The sequence below is a fragment of the Saccharothrix syringae genome, from assembly GCF_009498035.1.
Classification (GTDB): Bacteria; Actinomycetota; Actinomycetes; order Mycobacteriales; family Pseudonocardiaceae; genus Actinosynnema; species Actinosynnema syringae.
This window is the reverse complement of sequence record NZ_CP034550.1, coordinates 5,097,068-5,115,452: the sequence shown is the minus strand read 5'-3', so window position 1 is coordinate 5,115,452 and position 18,385 is coordinate 5,097,068. Positions and strand designations below refer to the sequence as shown.

Here is an 18,385-nt window from a genome sequence, read left to right as displayed (position 1 = left end):
GCGGTCCGGCCTTGGCTAGGCTCGCGCGGTGATCACGCTGGAGGACCCCGACTGGTCGCGGCTGCACCACGCGTACGGCCCGGCGGAGGACACGCCCGGCCTGCTGGCGCGGTTGCGCGGCGAGGACTGGGAGGAGGCGTTCGGCGAGCTGTTCGGCTCGCTGGTCCACCAGGGCGGCGCCTACCCCGCCACGGTGGCCGCCGTGCCGTTCCTGGTCGACCTCGCCCTGGACCGGGCCGCGCCGGGCCGCGGCGGTGCGCTGTGGCTGCTCGGGGCGTGCGCGCAGGCGATCGCCGACCGGTTGCCCGAGGGCGGCCGGGCGGCACTGGCCGACGTGGCCCGGCGGCTGCTGCCGCTGGCGGCGGACCCGGACGCGGAGGTGCGCGCGGCGGTCTACGAGATCGCCACGCACCTCGTGGACGCCACCGAGGTCGTCCCGGTCCTGCGGGCGCGGTTCGAGCAGGAGGACGACGAGCAGGCCGCGGTCGCGCTGACGAGGCCGCTGTCGCGGCACGGGGCGCTCGACCCGGCCGCCGTGGCCGCGCGCGGGAACGACGCGGTCCTCTTCGCCGCGGCGTGGTGCGGCGTCGTCGACGGGCGCGACCTGCCCGGCGCCGTCGACCACCTCGTGCGGCTGTGGCCCGATCACGCCGGGCGGTACGAGGGGGGCGCGTCACCGGCCCTGCTGGTGGAGGCGGCGGGCGCGGCGGCCCGGCCGGTGCTGCGCCGGTTGCGGGAGGCACGCGCGGCGGCTGTCGACGACCTGGTCGACGGGTGGGTCGCCCTGGCCGGGGTGTCCCGCGCCGCGGCGGACCCGGCGCTGACCGGGCTGCTGGACCTCGTCGGGGACGCCCGGGCGACGACGTCGGCCGTCCGCCTGGTGGGTGCGCTCGCGCGGGTGCGCCCCGGTGCGCCGGAGCGGTCGCCCGAGGTGTGCGACGCCGTCGCCGGGTTCGCCGGGGGGCCGGTCGCCACGGGTCTGCCGGCGAGCGCGGCCGTCGCGCTGTTCGCCGCGCGGGACCGGCGGTGGGCCGCGGCGGCGAGGGCCGTGGTGGCCGGGTGCCCGCGGGAGCCCGTGGTCGCCGACGGGGCCGGCGGGCGCAGGCCGTTCTCCGCCGCGCTCCTCGCGGCGCGCCCGGTGGCGTGGGCGGCCGACGACCTGATCGACCTGGCCGTCGCCGCCATCGCCGCGTGGCCGCCCGCGGTGGCCGGCTGGGTCGCCGTGCTGGCGGAACTCCCGCCCTCCGAGGAGGTGGTGCGCACCCTGCCGGCCGCCCTGCCCCACGCGCCGGAGCGGGTGTGCCGGCTCCTGGCCCGGATCGCGGCCGACCACCCGGCGGTGCTCGCCGCCGGGTGGCCCGTCGAGACGCCACGGGTGCCCGATGACGACGCGGCGGCCTGGGTCGCGACCGCGACCGCGCTCCTGGGCGTCGGCGACGGGGCGTTCGAGCGGGTGTGGCGGCTCGCGGACGGCGACGCCGACCTCCTCGCGGCCTGGGCCCGGCACCCGTCGCCCGCCTTCCACGACACCTGCCTGGAGCTGCTCGACGGGACGGCGCGGGTCTCCTCCCCCGACCGGCACTGCCAGCTCGTCGCGGCCCGGCTGGTCGCGGGAGCCGGGGACGTGGCACGCGCGTGGCCCACGGTGCGCGCGGTCGCGGACGCGGCCGGGGACCCGCTGACCGACGCGGTCGCGCTCGGGCACCGGCTCGCCGCGTCGGACGCCGACCGCCGCCGGGAGTGGGTGGAGCTGCTGGGCGACATCGCCCGCAACGGCCGGGACTCGTGGGCGGGGCCCGACCCCTGGGCGGGCGCGGTCGCGGTGCAGGCGCTCCAGGAGCTGGGCGGGATCGCCCCGGAGGAGGCGGTCGACCTCGCCGTCGCGGGCCTGCGGGCCGCGATCGCGGTGGGCCGGGTGTGCCACCTCGCCCCCGTCGCCGGCCGGGTGCTGCGCACCGCGCTCGTCGCGCGCCCCGACCTCCGCGACCGCGTCGCGGAGGTGGTCGCACCGCTCGTCGGGGCGGACACCCGCTTCGACGACGACATCGCCCGTGACGTGGACGCGGTGGGCGCGCTTCGGGCCGTGCTCGACGGGGGCTGACGGGTCCGGTCAGGAGAAGTCGACGTCCGGGCGGGCGAAGCCCCGGGCCTCGAACAACGCCTTGCCCTGCTTCTTGAACGGGTTGCCGCAGTCGGCGAAGGTGGTGCCGGCCGGCTTCGGGCAGTCCGGCAACGCCTCGACGTTCACGATCCGCCGTGAGTTCAGGACGGTCAGGTCGACCAGCTCGGGCAGCTCGCGGAACACGGCGCAGTCGACCTCGGCGCGCACGCCGTTGAGGCGCAACGCCTCCAGCGTCGCGACCGAGGGGAGCCGGTGGAGCGGGAAGGCGCGGCCGGTGCCGGCGATCTCCAGTGCCCGCGGGGGCGCGGCCAGGTGGTCGAACACGTCGACGTCGCGCAGGTCGACCACTTCCAGGTGGCGCAGGGACGTCAGGCCGCGCAACCGGTCCGGCACCGCCTGCTCGCCGCTCACGTTCACGCGCGGGAACTCCAGCGGCGGGAGCGGGTCGACGACCTCGGGCGGCACCGGCGGGACGACGGAGCTGACCCGCATCAGGGCCCGGAGGCCGGGCAGGCGGTGTCCGCGGCGAGGTGGTCGCACTCGGCGGCGTTGCCGACGCAGAAGACGCCACCCCCGTCGGGCTGGTGGACGTACCGGTGGCGGACGGCGCCGAAGTGGTCCGCGCCGGGGTGGTCCGCGCCGAAGTGGTCCGCGCCGGGGTGGTTCACGCCGGACATCATGCCGAGCCGGTGGGGTGAGGGGCTGCCTCACCCCACCGGTGGTGTCAGAGGTGCGGCAGCTCGACCTGGACGGTGCGGCCGTTCAGCGGCTGCACGGGGCGCGCGTTGCCCGCGTAGAACAACTCCTGGAAGTGGCTGACGGTCGCCTGGGTGACCGTCTTCTCCCCCATCAGGAACCACTGCACGCCCTCGGTGAACGGCGCGGTGGTGAGCGAGCCGGTGTAGCGGGCGGTGGCCCGGTTGACCGGCAGCAGGGTGTTCAGGTCGATGTCGCCCAGGTGCACCTCCTCGCCGCACTCGGGGGCCAGGTGCTCCAGCACCTTGTCCACTGTGGACGGAGCACCGACGCGCAGCGGCACGCCGATCACCAGGAGCCCGCCCTCCGCGCTGCGGTGCACCAGGTGCATCTCCAGCGGGTCGGCGTGGCCGGCGAAGCGGTGCTCCGAGGGGGTGTGGAAGTGGAACTGCACGAGGTCGTAGCGGACGCCGGAGAGCGTCACGTGGCCGGCGCCGGGCTCGACCTCGAACTCCTCGGTCTCCTCGTGGTTGCGCGCGGTGCAGCCGTCGGCGGCCTCGGCGTCCTTGCGGACGTAGTGCAGGTCGCCGGCGGCGTGGTGGCCGTAGGAGATCTGGAGCTGGGGCAGGTGCGGGTTGAGGCGGACGGCCGAGGGGGTGATGTCGATCGGGCTCTGCAGCGGCACCTGCGACCGGGCCGGGGCGGCGCCGGCGGTCAGCAGCGCGCTGAGGACGACAGGGACGGCGACGGCGGCGATGCCTTTTCTAGCCACGTGGGTGCAGCCCTTCGGGGGACCTGGGACCGGGCGGGAGTCGACCCGCCTGGCGGGACCGCACCATCCTTCACCTGATCGAGTGATGGGCAGTAGATCAACAAATCACCCGAACAGGGCAGAAAAGACATAACAAACTGTGCCATCTGTCACAAACCACCATATCGAGACGAATCGGTTTGGCACAAATGGCCTAACGAGCGCGATGTTCCGGGACTTTCCGTAACCGGAGGCCGGCCTGGTCGACCGGGCGGTCAGGCGGGTTTGCGGAACAGGAAGAGGTACGAGCCGAGGTTGTGGTGGATGAAGGAGCGCACCAGCGGCACCGCGGCGTCCATCCGGGCGACCAGCTCCGCCCCGTAGCGCTCGACGATCTCGTCGTGCCGGTCGCGGTAGAGCAGGCCCATCAGCTCGCCGCTGAACGCGCAGTTCTGGGTCATGTCCTCGACCCGCACCAGTTCCAGGCCGGCGTTGGCCGCCCGGTCGATGTTCTCCGCGGGCGTGGTCGGGGGCATGCAGCGCCACACCTGGAGGTAGGCGTCGAGCGCTTCCCTCGTCGGCGTCCCGCGCACGGTGAACTCGCTCATCAGGAACCGGCCGCCGGGCCGCAGCACGCGCGCGGCCTCGTGGAACGCCCGCTGCCGGTCGGACAGGTGGGCGTACACGTCGATGGACAGGGCCGCGTCGAACGTGCCGTCCGGGAAGTCGATGTCCATGGCGTTGCCGTAGCGGAACGCGACGCGGTCCTCGACGCCCGCCGCCCGCGCCGCGCCCTCGGCCCTGGCCAGGTGCTCGCGGCTGACGTTGATGCCGGTGACGCGGCAGCCGGTGCGCTGGGCGAACCGCACCGCGGGCACGCCGGTGCCGCAGCCGATGTCCAGCAGGTGCTCGTCGGGCCGCAGGCCGAGGGTCTCGACGTGGTACCCGGTCTGCCGCTCCTGCGCCAAATTCGCCAGGTCGCCCAGCGTGGACGCGGGCGCGCGCTCACCGGGCTCGCTCCACATGCCGATGTGCAGGCCCACATCGCCGATGGTCAGCCCGTACAGGTCGGTGAACTGGTCGTAGTTGGCCCCGATCTCCTCGGGGGTGGGTGCGCTCGAACCGCCGGTCGTGCCGTCGCCGGTCACCGTCATCGGACAGGTCCCCCTCGACGCGGTTGGTCCTGTGAGTTGCATCACCGTACCAACTGGTTCGATCACGGGAACCGGAAATCACCCTGATGCACGAGCCCGCGGACGTCGACAGTCCACAGAGGACTAAACGCCCGGCACGGTGTAGTAGCCGCCGCCCACGGTGAGCAGGTACGGGCGGAGCGCGTCGCCGGGCATGCGGGACTGGGCCAGGGCGAAGCCCTGCTCGAAGTCGCTCTGGAAAGCCATGAACAGCACGCCCTCGTCCGGCGTGCCCTGCGGCGTGGGCGGTCCCTGGTAGCTCCACGACCGGCGCAGCATCCGCGGTGCCGGCGCGCCGGGCGTGCGGGGGTTCATGGCCCGCGCGTGCGAGTCCAGGGGGATCACCGCGCCCGTCGGGTCGGCGGCGTAGTCGGGCACGGCGCGGGCGCCGCTGCCGTCGAGCCAGGTGCCGTCCGGGTGGCGGCCGATGACGCGGCGCTGGTGCTCCGGGCTGTCGGCATCCCACGACCCGCGCGCCAGCCGGATGACGCGCACCGCCAGCAGGCTGTCGCCGTTCGGCAGGAGGACCGCGTCGCTGTTGGTCTGGCCCTCCACGAAGCCGAAGGGGTTGCGCTGGAGGCCGTCGTCGACGGTGTCGCGGCGCACCGCGGTCCGCCAGGTCGCCTCGGCGCCGGGCAGGGCACCCAGCAGCTCGGTCAGCCGCGCCTGGCACCCCTCCTCGTCGTCGCCCTCGACCTGGAGGAACGCGTCGGTGTTGCTGCGCTCCGGGATCAGCACCTCGCCGGGGAACGCGGGCATGGCCGGGGTGCCCGCCGCCAGGCCCACCAGCACGTCGGGTTCGCCGCGCAGCTCCAGCAGCGGCGCGGTCCCGTCCGCCCGCAGGAACGCCACCGCGCCCGCCCGCCGGGGCCGGCGCAGGGCCGGGTGGGCGGCGGGCGGGTCCGCGCACCCGGCCAGGGCGGTCAGCACCGCCCCGGCCAGGAACGCGCGGCGGGTGGGGCTCACCGGGCGTGGCCCGCGACCGGCAGGCCGAGGGCCCGGCCGACCTCGCGGTCCACCGTGAGGTAGCCGGCCAGGCCCCACGTGCCGCAGGGCTCGGCGTGGGTGGTCGGCCGGCCCTCCCGGTCCAGGTGCCGGCCGGTGGTGTCGCGGAAGCAGTACCGGTCGAGCAGGTCGGCGGGCCGCAGGTCGTGGTGGGCGACGGTGCGGAAGTAGCCCTTGGACCACGGCAGGCGGTTGATGAACAGGGGCGGCACGAGCAGGGCGTCCGGGCGCAGCGCGGACAGGTCCGGCTCGGGCCGGTCGGAGACCGCGGCGTGGAGGTGGACCAGGTTCGCGCCGGGCATGGGCGCCCGCTCCCGGGGCAGGTCGGCGGCCACCACCCGGCCGAACAGGTGCCTGCCGTCGACCAGCCGCAGGGTGAACACGTCACCCGGGCGGACGGCCTTGCGCGAGCCCGGGCCGGCGACGAGGTTCACCGGGGGTACCCGTTGCGGTTCAGCCACGCCTCACCCCACCTCACGGCCTGATCGTAGTACGGGCGGTCGGGGCTGATGCTGTTGCGCACGTTCTCCCCGCGGTTGCGGTTGATCAGCGCCTGCTCGATGGCGCGGGCCTCGCCGCGGGTCACCGAGCCGTTCCTGGTGACCGTCGACAGGTGGTCGAAGTTGCGGCCGGCGTGCTCGCCCGCCCGGCGCGCCACGTTGTTGGAGATGCCCGAGTACACCGACTCGCCGTTGCGGATGCCCTGGTAGACGTCGACGCCCGCCTCGGCGTTGCGGCCCTGGGTCAGCGCCCTGGGCAGCGACGGCATGGCGTCGAGCGCCTTGCCCGCCCGGCCCAGCGCGCCGAGCCCGCCCAGGGCGCCCATCGCGCACCCGGCGGCGGCCGACGCGCCCACGCCGCCCCAGTCGACCTTGCGGCCGGACAGGCGCTGGCCCGCGTAGTCCAGGCCGCCGTCGAGCAGGCCGCCGACCAGGCAGCCCACCAGCAGCGGGTTGTGGCCGGACGGGTCGGTGAGGTTGGTCGGCGAGTTCGCCGCGTAGGCGTAGAGGTTCGTGCCGCCCGCGATGCCGATCGGGTCCTCGGAGACGAACCGCTGCAACGCCGGGCTGTAGTAGCGGGCCCGGTAGTGCATCAGGCCCGTGCCGTCGTCCTGGCGGCCGGTGAACGACAGGTCCGAACCGCGGCGGTCGCCGGTCGCGGCGGGCGTGCCGAACGGGTCGTAGGCGGTCGTCGCGGCCATCGCGCCGTCGCCGCGGCCCAGGGCGACGGGCGAGCCGAGCGCGTCGGTGAGCGCGGTGTCGGTGACGCCGGCGGCGGTGCGGGCGAACCACTGGTCCACTCCCCCGGCCAGCCGCGCGGCGGTGACCGCGCCGGCGGCGTCGAGCTCGACCACGGCGTTCGCGCCGTCGTGGACGAACCTCGTGGTGGTGCCGCCGACCACGCGGGCGGTGCGGGTGCCCGCCGCGTCGTAGGAGTAGGTCGAGGTCAGCCCGGTGCGGCTGGTGCCGGTGAGCCGGCCGCGCGCGTCCCACGAGTAGGTGGTGGTGCCGTCGCCGCGCAGGTTGCCGTCGTCGTCGTAGGTCAGCGCGGTGCCGCCCGCCGAGACCAGCCGGTTGGCGTCGTCGTACGCCAGGTCCGCGCGGGCCGCCGGGAGCACCACCCCGGCCAGGCTCCCGGTCACCGAGGTGCGCCGGCCGCTCGGGTCGTAGGTGTACGCGAGGTCGCCCTTGGGCGTGCCCGCGTGCGCGTAGGCGATGCCGGTGACCTGGCCGGCGGCGTCGTGGGAGTAGGTCTGCGCCCAGCCGCCCGGCAGGGTCAGCGTCGCGACCCGGCCCGCGGCGTCGCGGGTCACCGCGGTGGCCTCGCCGCCCCGGGCCACGCCGGTGAACGCGCCCGCCTCGTCGTAGGTGTAGGTGGTGGCGGGCAGGCCGGGCAGGCTGGTGGAGGTCTGCCTGCCCGCTTCGTCGTAGCCGTACCCGACGGTGCCGTTCGGGCCGGTCGTGGCGACCAGGCGGTCCCGCGCGTCGTAGGAGTGGGTGAGCGTGCCGCCGGCGGTGTCGTGCAGCTCGACCAGCCGGTCGAACCCGTCGTGGGAGTAGGTGATCCGGGACTCCTGCGCCTGCGGACCGGTGACGCCGAACCGGGTGGAGGTCGGCCGGTCCAGCAGGTCGTAGGAGGTTTCCGAGCGCGTGCCGGCGCGGGTGACCGAGGCCGTCGCCCGGCCCGCCGCGTCGTAGGTCGTGGTGGCGGTGCGGCCCAGCGGGTCGGTGGTGGACACCGGGCGGTCCTGGCCGTCGTAGGCCCACCGGGTGGTCTTGCCGCGCTGGTCGGTGTAGGAGGTGAGGTTGCCGTTGTCGTCGTAGCCGAAGCGGCTCACGCCGCCCAGCGCGTCGGTGACGGTGACGGGCTGGTCGAGCTCGTCGTAGGCGGTCAGGGTCACCGCGCCGGACGGGTCGGTCTCCTGCACGAACCGCCCGGCCGCGTCCACGAAGTGCCGGGTCGTGCGGCCGAGCGGGTCCTTCGCCTCGACCGCGCCGCCCGCCTCGTAGGTGAACGACGTGACGCCGCCGCCGGGGTCGGTGACCGAGGCGACCTGGCCCGCCGCCGTCCACGCCATGGTGGTGACCCGGCCCGCCGGGTCGGTCGCGGTGAGCGGGTTGCCCTTGGCGTCGTAGGTGTAGGTGGTGGTCCGGCCCGCCGCGTCGGTGGTGCTCAGCGGCCGGTCGAACGGCCCGTAGGAGGCCCGGCCGCTGACGAACGCGTCGCCGGTGCCGGCCAGGTCGGTGATCGCGGTGATCCGCTGGGCCGCGTCGTAGGCGTACTCGGTGCGCCTGCCGTACGGGTCGACGACCGCGTCCACCCGGTTGTCCGGCCCGCGCACGTAGGTGGTGGTGCGGGCCAGCGGCGTGCCGTGGGCGGCGGTGTCGGTGGCGACCATGTGGTTGGCGTCGAACGTGACCCGGCGGACCGCCCCGTTGGGCTGGGTCACGCGCGTCTCGGTGATCGCGCCGGCCGCGTCGAGCACGTAGGCGAACTCGTAGCTGCCGCCGTCGGCCAGGTCCTGGCGCCGCACCCGGCCGTTCGCGTCGTAGGCGACGTCGAGGTAGGCCACGCCGCGCGCGTCGGTGATGCGGGTGATGCGGTTGGCGCCGTCGTAGGTGTAGGTGCTGACCTTGCCCGCCACGTCGGTGACGGTGGCCAGCCGGCCCGCGCCGTCGTAGGTGTAGGACGTGGCGCGGCCGATGTTGTCGCGCGCCGCGACCACCCGGTTGGTCGAGTCGTACTCCAGGGCGATCCAGCGGCCGTTGGGCGAGGCGATCCGGGTGACCTCGCCGTTGTTGCCGCCGGAGCGGGTGAAGGTGACCTGGTTGCCGTTGCGGTCCTGCACGGCGCGCGGGCGCGAGTACCAGGGGAAGAAGTACTTGCTGCCGTCGCGCAGGCTCAGCACCCAGTCGCCGTCGACCTGGGCGATGGTGGAGCCGGTGAAGCGGCCCGGTGAGCCGACCGCGCCGAACACGGCGTCGCTGTAGCCCGTGCCGGGCGAGGTGCGCACGTAGTGGGCCCGGCCGCCGCCGGGCGTGTAGAGGTCGACCTCCTGGTACTGGCGCTCGGAGGCCAGGAACATGTTGAAGTCGGCGCCGGAGTTCAGGCCGAACTCGCGCACCTTGCCGTCGCCCTGCCAGTACAGGCGGGTCAGCGAGATCGGCACGGTGTCGCCGAGGCCGAGGTCCGTGTGCGCGTCGGTGAGCAGGCCCGTGGACAGGTCCACCGGGTCACCGGACAGCTTGTCGACCAGGTCCTGCCACCACGGCTTGTCCGGCTTGGGGTTGCCGGGCGTGTTGAACATGGCGCCGTCGAGGGTCCACAGCCGGGTCTTCTCGTCCGGCACCACGCGCGTGCCGTCGTCGTTGACGCGGCCCTTGCCGTAGACGTACCAGCCCTTGTCGGCCGGGTCGTAGTTCCAGAAGTCGACCTCGGTGCCGGGCGGCAGGTCGGTGTAGTTCGGGTACACCACCGACGCGCCGTCCGGGAAGATCGACGTGCCGCCCGGCTGGACGGTGAAGTACGTGGGCACGATCCCGTTGCGCGGCAGCGGGTACGGCGGCCGGTCGACCGGGATGGCGGTGATGCCCAGCTCCCGCACCACGTTGCCGTCCTGGTCGCGCACCACCGAACCGGCCGGGACGCGGACCTCCAGGCCCGGCACGTCCGGGGTGGTCAGCACGGTCTCGCGGGTGGTCGGCGCGCCGATCTCGACGGTGTTGCGCAGGTCCAGGCGCGGCAGCCAGACGGTCGCGTCGAGCGGGGTCGTGGCGTTCTCGCGGACCTTGGCGCGGATGCGGAACGTGCCGTACTTGGCTTTGTAGCCGTCCACCACGAGCGTGGTGGCGTTGGGGCGGACGCCGGTGAGCAGGAACCGGCCCTGGTCGTCGGTGGTGGTGCGGACGTCGTCGACGCGCACCGGGATGCCGCGCAGCGGCGCGCCGTCGAGGCCGCGCACGTGGCCGCTGACCGCGGTCCTGCCGGGCTCGGCGACCAGGTCGGTGACGGGCTCGGGGTCGGCGCGGCGGGTCGACCAGTCGACGCCGTCGAGGTTGCCCTGGTCGGGCGACCAGGCCGGGGCCAGGTCGGCCTCGGGGTCCGGGGTGGCGGCGTTCGGGGAGCGCAGGTCGGCGGGGACGCGGCCCGGGGCGGGGCGGGCCGGGGTCGGGTCGGCTGCCTCGCGGGTGGTGTCGGGTTTGCGGGCGGGTGCCCGGGGGGTGGTTTCGGGGGTGGTTCCGGTTGTGGTGGCCGCGGTGCCGGCGGGGCGGGTGGCGGTGAACGTGACGGACCCGACCAGGGCGGCGGCCGGTGTCACGACCAGCCGGTAGGTGCCTGCGGAGGGGAGGGTCGCGTCCAGCGTGCCGTTGCCGTACTTGGCGGAGCCGACTCGGGTGCCGTTGGGGGCGTTGAGCTGCCAGTTCAGGTCACAGCAGCCGAACGACGACGAGGTGCCGGCGGAGGTGATGACGACGCGTTGGTTGGCGGTGCCGGTGAAGGTGGCGAAGGCGTCCTGGCCGGGGTTGGTGAAGGTCGCGGTCCTGGGCGTGCCGTCGAGGGGCAGTGGGCCGAAGTCGAAGTCGTCGGGGACGGTCCAGGTCTTGACCGTGGTGGAGCCGGTGAGCGCGGCTGCGGGGTCGAAGGTGATCCGGTACGTGCCGTCCTGCGGCAGTGCGATGGTGTCGAGGGTGTTGTTGCCGTACTTCGCCGAACCCACACGGGTGCCGTTGGGAGCGTTGAGCTGCCAGTTCAGGTCACAGCAGCCGAACGACGACGACGTGCCGCTGGTCTGGATCAGCACGCGCTGGCCCGCGGTGCCCTGGAACGTGGTGTAGCCGTTCTGGCCGGGGTTGGTGAAGGTGAGTGGCTTTGCTGTGCCGTTCAAGGGCTGGGTGCCGGCGTCGAAGTCGGCTGGGACGGTCCAGGTCTTGACCGTGGTGGAGCCGGTGAGCGCGGCTGCGGGGTCGAAGGTGATCCGGTACGTGCCGTCCTGGGGCAAAGCGATGGTGTCGAGGGTGTTGTTGCCGTACTTCGCCGAACCCACGCGGGTGCCGTTGGGAGCGTTGAGCTGCCAGTTCAAGTCGCAGCAGCCGAACGACGACGACGTGCCGCTGGTCTGGATCAGCACGCGCTGGCCCGCGGTGCCCTGGAACGTGGTGTAGCCGTTCTGGCCCGGGTTGGTGAACGTGAGCGACTTCGCCGTGCCGTCCAGGGACTGCGTGCCGGCGTCGAAGTCCTCGGGCACGGTCCAGGTCTTGACCGTGGTGGAGCCGATCAGCGCGGCTGCGGGGTCGAAGACGATCCGATACGTGCCGTCCTGCGGCAGTGCGATGGTGTCCAGGGTGTTGTTGCCGTACTTCGCCGAACCCACGCGGGTGCCGTTGGGAGCGTTGAGCTGCCAGTTCAGGTCACAGCAGCCGAACGCCGACGAGGTACCGCTGGCCTGGATCAGCACGCGCTGGCCTGTGGTCCCCTGGAAGGTGGTGTAGCCGTTCTGGCCGGGGTTGGGGAAGGTGAGCGACTTCGCCGTGCCGTCGAGGGGCTGGGTGCCGGCGTCGAAGTCGGCGGGGACCGTCCATGCCTTGGCGGTGGTGCTGCCGATGAGGGCCGCAGCGGGGTCGAAGACCACCCGGTACGTGCCGTCCTGCGGCAACGCGATGGTGTCGAGGGTGTTGTTGCCGTACTTGGCGGCGCCGACGCGAGTGCCGTCCGGCGCCACGAGCCACCAGTTCAGGTCACAGCAGCCGAACGCCGACGACGTGCCACTGGCCTGGATCAGCACCCGTTGACCCGTGGTCCCCTGGAAGGTGGTGAAGGCGTTGCGACCGGGGTGCGCGATGGTGACGGTCTTCGGGGTGCCGTCCAGGGCCTGCGCACCCGCGTCGAGGTCGGCCGGCACGTCCCACGCGGCGAACGTGGTCGAGCCGGTGAGCCCGCGCGCCGGGTTCATCAGGACGCGGTAGGTGCCGGTCTGCGGCAGGGTGGTGGTGTCGAGGGTGTTGTTGCCGTACTTGGCGGCGCCGACGCGGGTGCCGTCCGGTGCGACCAGCCACCAGTCCAGGTCGCAGCAGCCGAACGCCGACGACGTGCCACTGGCCTGGATCAGCACCCGTTGACCCGCGGTGCCCTGGAAGGTGGTGAAGGCGTTGCGACCGGGGTGCGCGATGGTGACGGTCTTCGGGGTGCCGTCGAGGGTCTGGGTGCTGGCGTCCAGGTCGGCGGGCACTTTGTGCACGGTCACCGAGGTGGTGCCCGCGCTGGTCGAGGTGTTGCGCAGCACGACCGAGCGCAGGCCCGCGCCGGTCGCGGGGCCGGTCTCGATCCAGCCGTTCGTGCCCGGGCACGAGGCCGAGCCGGTCTGCCGGTTGCGCTCGTCGTAGGCGCGGGCGTCGAGGTTGCAGGAGCCGAACGTGCCGCCGCTCAGGGTGACGGCGAAGCGCTCGCCGTCGGCGGCCGGGAAGTGGCGCAGCGCGTACTTCCCGGCGGGGATCGCGACCTGGGTGGCGGTGTCCACCGGGATGGCGGCGGCCGAGTCGATGTTCTCCGGTGCGACGCCGGCGGGCGGCACGACGAGGACGGCGCTGCTGGTCGCGGTGCCGGCGGGGGTGCTGAACGAGATCGGGCCCGAGGCGACGCCGGGTGGCACGGTGACCGTGAGGCCGGTGTCGGTGCGCGCGGTGACCGGGGCCAGGACGCCGTTGACCCGCACGAGGTTGTTGGCGAACCCGGGGTCGGTGTTGGCGACGGTCAGCGTGATGGCGGTGCCGGCCGTGGCGGTCCTGGGCGTGAAGTCGGTCAGGGCGGGCCGGTCGTCGCCGACCACCGCGATGCCGTCGAGCGAGGCCGTGCCGTGGGGTGAGGTGACCTCCAGCGGGCCGCTCGTGGCGCCCTCGGGGACGGTCAGGACGAGCTTGTCCGGCGCGGCGGAGGTGACGGTGGCGGCGGTGCCGTTGATCCGGGCGGTGGTGCCCGTGGCCGCGAAGCCCTTGCCGGTGACGGTGATCGAGCCGCCGGGGCGCACGCGGCTCGGTACCGCCGACAGCACCGCGACCGCGGGGGTGCCGAGCCGTTCGACGCCGGTGACGTTGCCCGCGGGGTCGTAGCGGTAGCGGGCGACCGAGCCGTCGGCGGTCACGACGCCGGTGAGCCGCCCGAGGGCGTCGTAGGCGTAGGACGCGGGGCCGGGTGGCGGCTCGGCTTGGTCGGCTTGGTCGACGGCGGGTCGGGGTGCGGCGGCGGGTGGGGGCGCGGTGGCGGGTGGGGGCGCGGTGGCGGGCCGGGGTCGTGCGTCGGAGGGGGCGATTGTCGTACCGACGACCGCCAGGGCGGTCAGGAGCAGGGCGGGGAGGCGTCTGGGCGGGCGCGGCACGTCGTCTCCTCGAAGCCGGGTCGCGAGCAGGGGGCACAACCCCGGCCAAGAGGTCGGCCGGTCGGAGCTGCGGGGGGCGCTGGGTGCGGGGCAGGGGCGTTGCGCTGGTCTTTCGCGGGCCGCCGCCGGGGCATTACAGAAGTCACTCGAACGGCAGCAGGGCGTGTCCATTCACACTCACGTGGACTACTCGCTTCGGCACAGGCCGTTGGGCCGAAGCGGTCCGAAGCGCGCGACGGGCGGATACCGCGATCCCCGCGAAAGGGCGGTAACGGGGCATCGGGACCCGCCGATCCCCGACGGGTGTACGGGCCGCCCCGGCCCCGAGGGAGAAGACCATGCCTTCAGCGGAATCCGCCAGACGCCCGGCACGGCTGCTGGCGCTCGCCGTCGCCGTGCCCGCCCTGCTCCTCGCGCCCTTCGCGCACACCTCCGCCGGGGCTGCCGCACCGACCGGCACCAGCCCGGTCGACGGGGCCGGCAGCGTGGCGCTGACCCCGGTGGTGGGCGCCGCGTTCGGCGTGGCCCTCACCGAACCGCCCGTCGCCTTCACCCTCACCGGCCCCGCGGGCCCGGTCGCGGGCCAGGTGTCGCTCGCCGACGGCGGCACGACCGCGCGGTTCACCCCGTCCGCGCCGCTGTCCCCGGCCACCGCCTACACCGCGTCGGTCCAAGCCGACGCCGCGAGCGCGCCCCACACCTGGGCGTTCACCACGGGCGCGCCGCGCGGCACGGACTGCCCGTGCACGATCTGGGACGACTTCGCCACACCCGCCGTGGCCGCGGCCGCCGACAGCGGCGCGGTGGAGCTGGGCGCGAAGGTGTACTTCACCAGCCGGGGCGAGGTGCTGGGCGTCCGGTTCCACAAGGGCGCGGGCAACACCGGCACCCACACGGGTTCGTTCTGGACGGCCACCGGGCAGCTGCTGGCGACCGGCACGTTCACCGACGAGACCACCACCGGCTGGCAGACCCTGTTCTTCGCCAACCCCGTGGTCGTGGACGTCGACACGACCTACGTGGTGTCCTACTTCGCGCCCCGCGGCCGCTACGCCGTCGACGAGGGCTACTTCGGCGTCCCCCGCAGGCCGGTCGGCTACGGGCACGTGCAGGCCGTGCCCGACAGCGCCACCGATCCCAACGGCGTGTTCCGCTACGGCGGCGGCATGCCCTTCTCCGGGTTCCGCGGGTCGAACTACTGGGTGGACGTCATCTACCGCCACGGCACGAACGGCGACCACACCCGGCCGGTCCTCGACACCCGGAGCCCCGCGCCGGCCGCGACGGGCGTGGGCCTGGACGGCACCCTCACCCTGGGCTTCGACGAGGCGGTCGACCCCGCGTCGTCGCGGGTCCGGCTCGCCGACGACGGCCAGGGCGGGCTGTCGGGCACCGCGACGCCGTCCGCCGACGGCAGGACCGTGACCTGGACCCCCAGCGCCCCGCTCAAGCCGGGTACCCGCTACACCGCGACCGTGCTCGCGGTGGACGTCAACGGCAACGCCATGGCCTCGGCCGCGACGTGGTCGTTCACCACCGGGCCGCAGGCGGCATGCCCGTGCTCGCTGTTCAGCGAGGCGAACGTGCCCGACGAGCCGTCCACCGGGCAGCGCGTGCCGGTGGAGCTGGGCGTGCGGTTCGGCACCTCCGAGCCCGGCAGCGTCACCGGGGTCAGGTTCTACAAGGGCGCGGGCAACACCGGCACCCACACGGGTTCGCTGTGGACGGACCAGGGCGTGCTGCTGGCGACCGGCACGTTCACCGGCGAGACCGCCACCGGGTGGCAGACCCTGACCTTCGACACGCCCGCACCCGTCTCGGCCGACCAGGTCTACGTGGCCTCGTACTACTCCCCCACCGGGCAGTACGCGGTCAACCGGAACTACTTCGGCCTGCGGGGCCAGTTCGCCTCGCCACCGCTGTGGACCGCGCCCGGCGCGTACGCCAACGGCCGGTACCGGTCGGGGGCCGGGTTCCCGGACAGCCACTACATCGGCAGCAACTACTGGGTGGACGTCGTCTTCGCCGCGGACTGAGGTCCGCGACGGGTCGAGGTGGTCGTCTCCACCGGAGACCGGGGTGACCGGATCGGCGGGCAGCCAACGGGGTTGCCCGCCGACCCGATCGGCCCAGCACCGGGCGCGGGGCGCCGGAACACCGCTACTGCGATCGGATGACCCGCTGTAACCACCCGCGTCCAGGTCCTACCGTGGCGGTGAGCACCCGGGAGCACGGGGTGGAGCCGGGGCGGGAAGGAGTCCCGATGTTCGCGAAGAGGGCGTCGTCCCGCAAAGCCGGTGACCCCAAGGACCGCGATGTGCTCGCACGCATCGGGAAGACCGATGTGGAGCACCTGGAGGCCGCCACCCGCGAGCTGCGCCGCCTGGACTACCACGACGGCGGTGGCGCCTGCCGCGAGGCGCTGCGCGCCGAGGTCGCCCACGGCCACCGGTTGCTGCGCGTGCACGCCGCCGAGCCGGTGCGCGGCCGACTGCTGGTGGCGGTGGCCGACCTGCACAACCTGGCCGGGTGGGCCGAGTTCGACGCGGGCCGCCGACGCTCGGCGCGCAACCACCACCGGACCGCCCTGGAACTGCTGACCGAGCAGGCGGAGCACGACCTGACGGCCAACGTCTGCTACCGATCGGCGCGGCTGCACCTGCACCGCCGGGATGCGGTCCGCGCGCTGCGCGATTTGGAGCGGGGGCGGGCCTCAGCCGACCTGGCCGGTTCGCCCCGCACCTCGGCGATCGTGTCGGCGAACCAGGCGTGGGCGCACGCCATGCTCGGCGCACACACCGAAGCGCTGGCGCTGCTCCACCGGGCCGAGGAGGAGTTCGCCGCGATCACCGATACGGAGCCCCCGCCGTGGGCGGCGTTCTTCGACGCGACCGACCTGCGCGCCATGACCGGGGTCGTCCACACCGAACTGGCCCGCAGCCACGACATCGCCCACACCCGCTCGGCCATGCCCGCCCTGGAAACCGCGATCGGCGGCTACGGCGACGGGATGCGCCGCAGCAGGGTGTTCAGCCTGATCGCGTTGGCGCTGAACCACCTTCTCGTCGGCGACCACGACAGCGCGACCCGCACAACCTTCCAAGCCATGGTAGACGCCAACGGCCTGGCCTCCACCAGAGTGGCCGACCGAATGCTCCCCCTGCTGAGGCACTGCGAACGCAACCCCGCCCCAACTCTGACCGACCTGGCACACCGCCTACGCACTTTCATCGACCGCACCCGCCCACCCCGAGGCCCCGGCTAACCACCTCCAATGCTCAATGTTGACATTGCACACCAAGCAGAACAATCCAATGCCGCATAGCCCAACCACCGCCGCCAATGTCTAATGTTGACATCACGCGGTCCGCAAGTACCGCACCCAAAAAGCCAAGCCGCTCGGCCACAGCGCAGTCCCCGACCCCCGACCCTCGATGCCCGACCCCGACCCTGGATGCCCGAACGCGGCCCTCAATCTCCGATGCCCGACCCCGGCTCCAATGCCCGATCCCCGACCTCTGAGCCAACCCCCGTCCCCCACCCCCGATGCCCGATCCCCCGATGCCCAGCCCCGGCCCCGGTCCCAATGCCCGCCCCCGGCCCCGGCCCCAACCCCGGCTCGGGACCCAACCCCGGCTATGGCCCTGGCTCTGGCTCTGGCTCTGATGTTGACATTGGCTCCGGCCCCGGCTCTGGCCCTGATGTTGACATCGGCCCCGGCCCCGGCCCCGGCTCTGGCCTTGGCCTTGGCCTTGGCCTTGGCCCTGATGTTGACATTGCACACCCGGCAGGGTTAGCAGGCGGGGGCAGCGCTGCCGCTCTCCACTGATCCTCGCTGGCGTCTAATGTTTGATGTTGACATCGTGCGCCGGATAAAACAGCAAGTCGGGCAAGACAGTGCGGCAGGCTGCAATGCCACCGCTGGCGGCTGATGTTTGATGTTGACATTGCGTGGTCGACAAGCCAGGTCCGGTGGGGCGTGGCGCTGCCGTTGGCGGCCACGACCCACCGGGTTCCGGATCGACCGGGAGTACCTGTTCCCGGCAATGAAAACCCGATCCCGACTACGAGAACTTGATCCAGTTGATGCTGACGTACTCGGACGGCTGACCGCTGGTGAAGGTCAGGTACACGTCCTGCGTCCCGGTCACCCCACCCATGTTGGCCGGGACGGTGCGCCACGACTGCCAGCCGCCGGTGTTGGCGATGGCGAAGCTGCCCACCGGTGTCGCGGTCGGGCCGCCCAGCCGGACCTCGACCAGCCCGCTGACCGACCCACCCGCGCCCGACGCGGCCCTGGCGGTGAACCGGATCGCCGTGGTGGAATCGAAGCGGACGGCTGGGAAGCGGAGCCAGTCGCCGTTCTTGAGCTTGCCTACGTCTTGGCCGCCGCCGGTGTCCGAGGTGGACTCGATGGTGCCGCCCGAGCGCGACGTGGCCTGCTCGGCCTGGATTTCGCCGCAGGCGTTCCAGCCGCTGCCCGTGGTCGTCGTGGTCGTCGGGTTGGTTCCGCCGGTGCCGGTGGTCCACACCGCCACGTAGTCGACCAGCATCGAGTAGCCGGGCACGGTGGCGGAGGTCGGCGTGGTGAACCCGGCGATCGCGTCTGGGAACGCGCCACCGATGGCCAGGTTGAGCAGCAGGAAGTAGCCGGAGTGCGAGGCCATGTTGTTCCACGACGTGCCGTCCGGCTGCGACCGGCTCACGGAGTGGAACTGCCTGCCGTCGACGTACCAGCGGAGCACCTG

The 18,385-nt window shown here is 73.7% G+C and carries 11 protein-coding genes; 3 read left to right on the top strand and 8 right to left on the bottom strand.

Annotated elements, in window-relative coordinates; all coding sequences use genetic code 11:
• Window positions 1-28 precede the first annotated feature (28 nt).
• Entirely contained in the window at window positions 29-2,101 is a 2,073-nt protein-coding gene (locus tag EKG83_RS22230) for a hypothetical protein (RefSeq protein ID WP_033429553.1), read from the top strand.
• Window positions 2,102-2,110: 9 nt separating this feature from the next.
• Here EKG83_RS22230 and EKG83_RS22225 read toward each other — a convergent pair whose 3' ends face one another.
• The 7 genes from EKG83_RS22225 to EKG83_RS49075 all read right to left on the bottom strand — a co-directional run bounded on the left by EKG83_RS22225 (window position 2,111) and on the right by EKG83_RS49075 (window position 13,637).
• Window positions 2,111-2,614, bottom strand: a complete 504-nt coding sequence (locus EKG83_RS22225; RefSeq protein WP_033429554.1) for a hypothetical protein — start codon at window positions 2,612-2,614, stop codon at window positions 2,111-2,113.
• On the bottom strand, window positions 2,614-2,790 hold the full coding sequence (locus tag EKG83_RS22220) for a hypothetical protein (RefSeq protein WP_153278298.1): 177 nt from the start codon (window positions 2,788-2,790) through the stop codon (window positions 2,614-2,616). The genes EKG83_RS22225 and EKG83_RS22220 overlap by 1 nt, the downstream gene beginning before the upstream one ends.
• A gap of 56 nt (window positions 2,791-2,846) precedes the next feature.
• Window positions 2,847-3,590, bottom strand: coding sequence for a carbonic anhydrase family protein (locus tag EKG83_RS22215; protein ID WP_051765140.1), 744 nt, complete (start codon window positions 3,588-3,590; stop codon window positions 2,847-2,849).
• Between the two features lie 254 nt (window positions 3,591-3,844).
• Complete coding sequence (locus EKG83_RS22210) at window positions 3,845-4,723, bottom strand: SAM-dependent methyltransferase (RefSeq protein WP_051765142.1); 879 nt, start codon at window positions 4,721-4,723, stop codon at window positions 3,845-3,847.
• Between the two features lie 123 nt (window positions 4,724-4,846).
• Entirely contained in the window at window positions 4,847-5,728 is an 882-nt protein-coding gene (locus EKG83_RS22205; protein WP_051765144.1) for a Dyp-type peroxidase, read from the bottom strand.
• Entirely contained in the window at window positions 5,725-6,228 is a 504-nt protein-coding gene (locus EKG83_RS22200; protein ID WP_084716204.1) for an immunity 26/phosphotriesterase HocA family protein, read from the bottom strand. The genes EKG83_RS22205 and EKG83_RS22200 overlap by 4 nt, the downstream gene beginning before the upstream one ends.
• Window positions 6,198-13,637 carry an RHS repeat-associated core domain-containing protein gene (locus tag EKG83_RS49075; RefSeq protein ID WP_033429557.1) on the bottom strand — a complete coding sequence of 2,480 codons (7,440 nt, stop codon included), beginning with the start codon at window positions 13,635-13,637 and terminating at the stop codon, window positions 6,198-6,200. Before EKG83_RS49075 ends, EKG83_RS22200 begins: the two co-directional genes overlap by 31 nt.
• 338 nt (window positions 13,638-13,975) lie before the next feature.
• Between EKG83_RS49075 and EKG83_RS22190 the strand changes: the two genes are divergently transcribed.
• Together EKG83_RS22190 and EKG83_RS22185 are read left to right on the top strand one after the other, a co-directional pair.
• The gene (locus EKG83_RS22190) at window positions 13,976-15,673 is read left to right on the top strand and encodes a DUF4082 domain-containing protein (RefSeq protein ID WP_153278297.1); all 1,698 of its coding nucleotides are present in this window, start codon (window positions 13,976-13,978) and stop codon (window positions 15,671-15,673) included.
• Between the two features lie 227 nt (window positions 15,674-15,900).
• On the top strand, window positions 15,901-16,902 hold the full coding sequence (locus tag EKG83_RS22185) for a hypothetical protein (protein ID WP_051765148.1): 1,002 nt from the start codon (window positions 15,901-15,903) through the stop codon (window positions 16,900-16,902).
• A gap of 799 nt (window positions 16,903-17,701) precedes the next feature.
• Here EKG83_RS22185 and EKG83_RS48065 read toward each other — a convergent pair.
• Window positions 17,702-18,382 (bottom strand): carbohydrate-binding protein, encoded by a 681-nt coding sequence (locus EKG83_RS48065; protein WP_346004620.1) that lies wholly within the window; start codon window positions 18,380-18,382, stop codon window positions 17,702-17,704.
• Between the last annotated feature and the right edge of the window lie 3 nt (window positions 18,383-18,385).

Bases quoted from the DNA above. Each gene is read 5' to 3' on its own strand.
- EKG83_RS22225 (WP_033429554.1), bottom strand. From the start codon at position 2,614: ATGCGGGTCAGCTCCGTCGTCCCGCCGGTGCCGCCCGAGGTCGTCGAC.
- EKG83_RS22210 (WP_051765142.1), bottom strand. From the start codon at position 4,723: ATGACGGTGACCGGCGACGGCACGACCGGCGGTTCGAGCGCACCCACC.
- EKG83_RS22190 (WP_153278297.1), top strand. From the start codon at position 13,976: ATGCCTTCAGCGGAATCCGCCAGACGCCCGGCACGGCTGCTGGCGCTC.
- EKG83_RS22185 (WP_051765148.1), top strand. From the start codon at position 15,901: ATGTTCGCGAAGAGGGCGTCGTCCCGCAAAGCCGGTGACCCCAAGGAC.